The organism is Mesorhizobium sp. M4B.F.Ca.ET.089.01.1.1 (genome assembly GCF_004022605.1).
Classification (GTDB): Bacteria; Pseudomonadota; Alphaproteobacteria; order Rhizobiales; family Rhizobiaceae; genus Mesorhizobium; species Mesorhizobium abyssinicae.
This window is the reverse complement of sequence record NZ_RZOS01001103.1, coordinates 1-708: the sequence shown is the minus strand read 5'-3', so window position 1 is coordinate 708 and position 708 is coordinate 1. Positions and strand designations below refer to the sequence as shown.

Here is a 708-nt window from a genome sequence, read left to right as displayed (position 1 = left end):
ATGCCACCTCGCGACCCGCCGCGTCGCGGTGGCGTTCGCCGGTCCAAGTCCTACCATAGTGCCGGCCGTGCAGCTTGAAAGCATGCAGATGACAGTCCTCCCAGCCGAAGGCGATCTGGATTGTTCGGTGCAGCGCGTAGAGTGTCATTTCTTCCGGAACGAGCAGCCGGCGCGATATCATCGGCGAGATTCGTCGCAAGCTCACTTTGAGTTGATACACTTGGGAATTTGCAACACCGGACATGGCGCTCAGGCTAACGCAGAGCCGACGAGACCCCCAACTTTTTCATGCTCCCTATTGCCACCTTCTCCCCGTTTGTCGATATGCGAGCGCCCTGTGTGAGTTCAGCTGGCGGCACCACTGCGCGTAGGCCATCATATCGATGTGATCGGCCTTCCGCTGGAGCCTGACCAAGAATGAAGTCAAAGACGGGTTGAGGCTGACCGAGCGCGGTCGCCTGCAGGGTTACGGGAATTCTGGCTGCGGCCGATCAACATGCAGCTTCAAGAAGCCATGGGCTAGGGACGATTCAAAATGCTAGACTTATTTGAGCCGAGACTGCCAGACAGCAAACTCCACAAGAGCTTTCGCGAAATTCGATCCAACCCAAGCTATTCCAAGGTGATGCCCGTAATTCAAAGCTGGGCAGCGGGCCTGCTCAACAAGGCTTTGACTGACTTCGGCTGTAGCGTGGACTATTCCAAATC

1 protein-coding gene is annotated in these 708 nt (G+C 56.5%); it reads right to left on the bottom strand.

Going from position 1 to position 708, the window contains the following annotated elements; all coding sequences use genetic code 11:
• The coding region (locus EN780_RS36260; RefSeq protein WP_133372954.1) for a plasmid pRiA4b ORF-3 family protein at window positions 1-244 on the bottom strand (244 nt) is incomplete at its 3' end.
• Between the last annotated feature and the right edge of the window lie 464 nt (window positions 245-708).